This window comes from Streptomyces albidus (ex Kaewkla and Franco 2022) (genome assembly GCF_013870515.1).
GTDB lineage: Bacteria > Actinomycetota > Actinomycetes > Streptomycetales > Streptomycetaceae > Streptomyces > Streptomyces albidus.
Window position 1 is genome coordinate 21,356 of the sequence record NZ_JACBXA010000054.1, and the last position, 6,156, is coordinate 27,511.

The following is a 6,156-nucleotide window of genomic DNA, read 5'->3' on the forward strand; positions in this document are numbered from 1 at the left end:
GCCGGCTCATCCCTTGAACCAGCCCGAGGGAGCCGGTGAGAGGTTCTGGTAGATGTGCTTGGCCTCCTGGTACTCCCGCAGCCCGGTCGGCCCGAGTTCACGCCCGATGCCGGACCTGCCCAGGCCGCCCCACTCGGCCTGCGGTACGTACGGATGGAAGTCGTTGATCCACACGGTGCCGTGGCGCAGGCGGCCCGCCACACGCTGTGCGCGGCCCGCGTCGCTGGTCCACACGCCGCCCGCGAGCCCGTAGCGGGTGTCGTTGGCCAACTGCACCGCCTCCTCCTCCGAGTAGAAGCGCTCGACGGTCACCACCGGTCCGAACACCTCCTCCTGGACGATGCGCATGGAGGACTTGCAGTCCGCGTAGACGGTGGGCAACAGGAAGAAGCCACGGGCGAGTTCAGGATCGTCCGGCCGCCTCCCGCCCGTCACGAGCCGTGCCCCGTCCATACGGGCGATCTCCAGGTAGCTCTCGACCTTCGCCCGGTGCTCGGCGGAGCTCAGCGGCCCGCTCTCGGTCATCGGCTCCAGACCGTCGCCGAGCCTGATCGCCTGGGCCCTGGAGGCCAGTTCGGAGACGAAGCGGTCATGGATGCCGTACTGGACGATGAGGCGTGAACCGGCCGAGCAGACCTGGCCGGAGTGAAGGAAGGCGGCGTCGAGTGCGTAGTCGAGTGCGGCCTCGAAGTCGCAGTCGTCGAAGACGACGTTGGGGTTCTTGCCGCCGAGTTCGAGCGCGATGTTCTTCACGCCCGACGCCGCGCCCTCCATGATCTTCCGGCCGGTCGCCAGGCCCCCGGTGAAGGAGACCATGTCGACCTCCGGGTGGGTGGTCATGGCGGCGCCGACCGTACCTCCCGCGCCGAGCACGAGATTGGCCACGCCCGGCGGCGTACCGGCCTCCTCCAGGAGCCCCATGAGGGCGATGGTCGTCAGCGGTGTGACCTCGCTGGGCTTGAGCACGAAGGTATTGCCCGCCGCGAGCGCGGGCGCGACCTTCCATGTGGCCTGGAGAAGCGGGTAGTTCCACGGCGCGATCAGCGCGCACACGCCGACCGGCTCGTACACGACGCGGCTCAGCACATCCGGTCCTACGTCGACGAGCCGGCCGGCCTCCTTGCCCACGATCTCGGAGAAGTAGCGGAAGGCGTTCGCGATGTCCTCGATGTCGAGCCGTGCCTCGGCCAGCGTCTTTCCGGTGTCCAGTGTCTCCATGCGGGCGAGTTGCTCCAGGTCGCGCAGGAGCAGTTCGTGTACCCGGTAGAGCACGTCCGCCCGGCGGCGGGCCGGCGCCCACGCCCAGTCCGCGCGCTCGAAGGCCCGTTTGGCAGCCCGTACGGCCAGGTCGACGTCCGTCTCGTCGGCCTCGTCGACCGTGGTGATGACCGACGCATCGAAGGGGTTGACCACGTCGCGCTGCCTGCCGGAGACCGCCGCGGTCCACTCACCGTCGATATACAACTCAGCCATCGCGATGCCCCTCATTCCCGTGGCTTTCGTAGCCGGTGCCCGGTACCCGTCGGCCTCTTCCGGCATGACGGGACCCAACATCGTGCTGCGCACGGCCGCCTCGTACGGAGGCGCACCGAAGGGGGAGGGCTTACGGGCGGGATGTTGACCCACGTGGTCTAAGAACGGACGAGGTGCGGGCGGGAGTTGACGCACGGCTGCGGCGCCCGCGGGCGTCGCGAAGGCGCGGGGCCCCGTCAACGCGCGGACGGGGCCCCGTGGATCAGCTGTTGCGTACCGCGTTCGCGAGGATCGCGTCCCGCAGGTACTCGGCCATCCCCGGCTTGATCGCCTCATAGGTGGCGGTGAAGCGCGGGTCGGCGATGTACATCTCGGCCAGGCCGGTGTGGATCTCGTACGAACACTCGTAGTAGAAGCGGCAGATCTGCTGCCGGTGTTCCTCGGCCAGATCCATCGCCGCCTCGGACTCGGGGCCTTCGCCGCCGTCCATCTGCGCGGCGAAGCGGCTCCCCCACTCCTCCTGCTCCTCCGTGATCCGCTGCCAGTCCTCCTTCGTGTACGAGGACGTTCTGCGCATCGACTCCCGGTAGGCGTCGGTGTCGCCCCAGCGGCGCTCGGCCTCCTCCGCGTACTGGTCGGGGTCGTGGTCGCCGAAGACCTCGAACTTCTCCTCGGGCGTGAGATTGATGCCCATCTTGCGTGCCTCCATGGCGTGCTCCACGGCGGCGGCCATCTTCTGCAGCTTCTCGATGCGGGAGGACAGCAGTTCGTGCTGCCGCCGCAGATGGTCCTGCGGGTCCGCGTCCGGGTCGTCGAGCAGGGCCGCCACCTCTTCGAGAGGGAAGCCGAGCTCCCGGTAGAACAGGATCCGTTGCAGCCGGTCGAGGTCCGCGTCGGCGTACTGCCGGTGCCCGGCAGCGCTGCGTTCGCTCGGCACCAGCAGACCGATCTCGTCGTAGTGGTGCAGGGTGCGCACGGTGACTCCGGCGAACCCGGCCACCTGTCCCACGGGATAGCTCACTTCCGCTCCTTTCGTGTACGCACTTCACGATGAGCCCTCACGTGACGTGAGGTGCAAGAGGAATTTCCCGGCGGCGATCGAGGCGAGGGGCGAGGGGGCTTCAGGGGGGCTCAACAAGGTGCGGCGGAAGGGGATTTGACCACCAGCCGGACCCGGGCACGGCCTCGCGCGGGCGCCCGCGTCGGGCACGTCAGCCGTCCACAGGGTCAGCCGTCCCGAGTCCTGGCGCCGTCCAGGAGGGGTGCGAGCTCCCGCACCACGGTGGTCAGCGCCCGCGAATCCTGCTCGGACCTGGCGATGAGGATCGCACCTTCCAACGTGCTGATCATGAGCGTCGCGAGCGAGGCCGCCCTCGCCTCCGGGACGCCCATCGCGCTCAGCGCACGCGAGACCGGGCGGCTCCAGCACGCGAACGCGTCGGCGACCGCGGCCCTGGTGGACTCGGCGGAGCTCGTGCAGTCCACCGTGGCCGCCGCCACGGGGCAGCCGGACGCGAACCCGTCGCCGCGGAACTCGTCGGTCCACTGGCGCACCATCGCTGCGAACAGCCCGCTGGGAGTGGGCTCGCGCATCTCCTCCAGGAACCGTGCGACGCGATCACCCGCGTACCGGCCCGCCCATCCGACGGCCTCGTTGACGAGCTGTTCCTTGCCGCCCGGGAAGTAGTGCCCGAGTGATCCGCGCGGCGCGCCCGCGTGAGCGACGACGTCACGCAGGCCCGTGGCGCCGACACCGTCACGCCGGATGAGCTGTGCCGCGCTGAACACCATGCGCTCGCGCGGCCCCCGCTCGGAAACCGTCATCACCGACCTCCGACTCGTCGACGTATCCGGGCCGCGCCATGCGGGACGGGCCGGCTCGCCTCTGCCTCTGTCGTCCCGCTCATGATCGCACTATTATGACAGCTGTCATAGAAAGCCAGGTCATGCGAGAGGCGGCGGTGTGCGATGGACGTCGGGTTCATGGGCCTGGGTGTCATGGGAACGCCGATGGCGCTCAATCTGGTCAGTTCGTCGGGCACGTCGCTCACCGTCTGGAACCGCACCGCCTCCAGCACCGAGCCGCTGCGAGCGGCAGGCGCTGCGGTGGCGGCGACCCCCGCCGAACTGTTCGCGCGGACCCGCGTGGTGATCCTGATGCTGGCGGACGAGACCGCCCTCGACTCCGTCCTGGGCCGCGGCACGCCCGCGTTCGGCGCGAACGTCGCGCAGCACGTGATCGTCCACATGGGGACGACGTCTCCCGAGTACTCCCGAGGGCTCGAAGCTGACGTACGGGCGGCGGGCGGCAGTTACGTCGAGGCGCCCGTCTCGGGGTCCCGCAAGCCCGCCGAAGCGGGTGCGCTCGTGGCGATGCTGGCCGGCGAGCAGGAGGCGGTCGAGGTCGTACGGCCGCTGCTGGGGCCGATGTGCGGCGAGACGTTCGGCTGCGGTCCCGTTCCGAACGCGCTGCTGATGAAGCTCTCGGTGAACCTGTACCTGATCACGCTGGTCACCGGTCTCACGGAGGCGTTCCACTTCGCCGGCCGGATGGGGCTGGACGAGCGGCAGTTCCTCGACGTGCTTGCTGCCGGTCCCATGGCGAGCGGCGTCTCCCGCATGAAGGCCGCCAAGCTGGCAGCCCGCGACTTCGACGTGCAAGCGGCGGTCTCGGACGTCCTGAAGAACAATCAGCTGATCGCCGAGGCCGCCGGGAAGTCCGGGGTGGCCTCGCCGCTGCTGAACGTCTGCCACGCCCTCTTCGACGAGACCGTGAGCCTCGGGCACGGGCAGTCCGACATGGTCTCGGTCCTCCACGCGATCGTGGCGCGTACGGACGGCGGGGAGACCGAACCGGCTCCGCCCGGCGCCGAGTTGAGCACCGGGTGCACTCGAGGCTAGGGGCCTGTCTGACCAATTGCGCCGTCCGCCGCAGGCGGTGCTAGCGGCGGATGGTGCGTGCAGCCGCAAGGCGGAGGATCGCCCTCGTAGTGGGCTACTCGGTCGATCCGACAACTGGGGGCACCTCCCGCGAAGCGGGGGAGGACGCGCGTGCCAGTCGTCACGAGCAAGGCGAGATTTGCCAGACAGGGCCTAGTCCTCCGGCACGGGCGTGGGAAGCGGCCGCGGAGGCCTCGGCCCGGTGTAGTGGCCGCTGGGCCGCAGCCGCAGCGGGCGTTCCGCGTACTCCTCCAGCGCGTGGGCGATCCACCCCGCGGTGCGGGCCACGGCGAAGACGGCCTCGCCTGCTTCGGGGTCCATCCCTGCGGAGAGGGTGAGGACGGCCAGCGCGAGGTCGATGTTGGCAGGGCGCCCGGCCGTCGCGACGACCTCGTGCGCGGCCTCCAGTGCCGCCGCGCAGGACGGTTCCTGCTCCAACTTCGTGAACAGGGCCCGGGCGCGCGGGTCTTCGCCCGGGTAGATGCGGTGCCCCAGACCGGGCACGCGCCGTCCCGCGCGCAGTATGTCGGCGACGACAGCGGCGGCGCTGCCGCGCTCCACGACCTCGGCCAGCATGCGGTGCGCGCCGGCGCTCGCGGCGCCGTGCAGCGGTGCGTCGAGGGCGCCGAGCCCGGCGGAGACGACGGCGTACGGGTGTGCACGTGCGGAGGCGGCGACGCGGGCGGCCAGGGTGGAGGCGGCGAGATCGTGGTCGAGCAGAAGGATCATCGCGCTCTCCAGGGCGCGTACGAACACCTCCGTGGCATCACGCTCGGTCAGCCTCGGCCACAGTGAACGCACCAGTCCCGCACCGCAGTTGTCTCCGCGGAGCGGCAACGCGCCGACCAGCGTGGGCAGAAGCCCGCGCGCCCGCGCCAGGACGGCCTCCTCGGCGAGGTCGAAGCGCAACGGGTCGGCCACGGCGGCGGCGACAACTGCCGCGCGGAGCCGGTCGATTGCGGCACAGTGCGCGGGCATGGCCTCGGCCGCCGCACGTGCGGCGGCCAGCAACGCCTCGGGCGCGGTGAAGCGCAGCCCCGGCACGAGCCGCCCCGTCCACAGCCAGTCGGCGGCCTGCTCGAAGCCGCAGGACTCGGCCAGCTCGCGGGCGTCCACCCCGCGGAACCAGCAGCCGTCGGGCTCGATCAGCGTGATGCCGGTCCGTACGGACATCGCTTCGGGAGCGGCCTCACGGGCGGCGGCGGCAGGCCGCCGGGCGGCGCGGCCCAGTGCCTCCACCTCTGCCGCGTCGAACGTACTGCCCCGGCCCCCGGACGATCTGCGGCTGCTGAGGAGACCGCGGCTGACGTACGCGTAGACCGTCTCGGGCTTCACGCCCAGCCGCTCGGCCGCCTGCCGGGTGCTCAGGCGGGCGCCCTCTTCCTCGTCGCCGATGTCATCAGTCACGCCGACATTCCAATGCATTGATTTAATCAATATTGACAAGCATTGAGTAAAGCATAGACAGTCGAATCAAGAGTGGGAGCCGGGAAACGGAGACGATCATGGAACAGGGGATCGAGCTCCCGCGGGGGCTCGCGGGAGTCGTCGTCACGGATACGGCCCTCGGCGACGTACGCGGCCGCGAGGGCTTCTACCACTACCGCCAGTACTCAGCGGTGGACCTGGCCGAGCACCGCGGCTTCGAGGACGTCTGGCACCTGATGTTCCACGGCGAACTCCCGGACGGCCCCGCGCTGTCGGAGTTCACCAAGCGCACGGCCCGGCTGCGGCACCTCCCCG

Annotated in this window: 6 protein-coding genes; 2 read left to right on the forward strand and 4 right to left on the reverse strand. The window is 70.4% G+C overall.

Annotation, left to right across the window (positions count from 1 at the left end; translation table 11 throughout):
- Positions 1-6: 6 nt before the first annotated feature.
- From H5J26_RS11695 to H5J26_RS11705, 3 genes are all read right to left on the reverse strand, one after another.
- Complete coding sequence (locus H5J26_RS11695) at positions 7-1,473, reverse strand: aldehyde dehydrogenase family protein (protein ID WP_181765726.1); 1,467 nt, start codon at positions 1,471-1,473, stop codon at positions 7-9.
- Between the two features lie 262 nt (positions 1,474-1,735).
- Positions 1,736-2,494, reverse strand: coding sequence for a MerR family transcriptional regulator (locus tag H5J26_RS11700; RefSeq protein ID WP_181765727.1), 759 nt, complete (start codon positions 2,492-2,494; stop codon positions 1,736-1,738).
- Between the two features lie 206 nt (positions 2,495-2,700).
- Positions 2,701-3,297: a TetR/AcrR family transcriptional regulator gene (locus H5J26_RS11705; RefSeq protein WP_181765728.1), complete on the reverse strand. Its 597-nt coding sequence runs from the start codon at positions 3,295-3,297 to the stop codon at positions 2,701-2,703.
- A gap of 144 nt (positions 3,298-3,441) precedes the next feature.
- On the opposite strand from H5J26_RS11705, the gene H5J26_RS11710 reads away from it, so the two are divergent.
- Complete coding sequence (locus H5J26_RS11710; RefSeq protein WP_181765729.1) at positions 3,442-4,374, forward strand: NAD(P)-dependent oxidoreductase; 933 nt, start codon at positions 3,442-3,444, stop codon at positions 4,372-4,374.
- A 192-nt stretch (positions 4,375-4,566) separates the two neighbouring features.
- Here the strand turns inward: H5J26_RS11710 and H5J26_RS11715 are convergent, their stop codons facing one another.
- Positions 4,567-5,838, reverse strand: coding sequence for a citrate/2-methylcitrate synthase (locus tag H5J26_RS11715; RefSeq protein ID WP_181765730.1), 1,272 nt, complete (start codon positions 5,836-5,838; stop codon positions 4,567-4,569).
- Positions 5,839-5,918: 80 nt separating this feature from the next.
- Here H5J26_RS11715 and H5J26_RS11720 point away from each other — a divergent pair.
- A partial coding sequence (locus H5J26_RS11720; RefSeq protein WP_235980638.1) for a citrate/2-methylcitrate synthase occupies positions 5,919-6,156 on the forward strand: 238 nt, incomplete at its 3' end.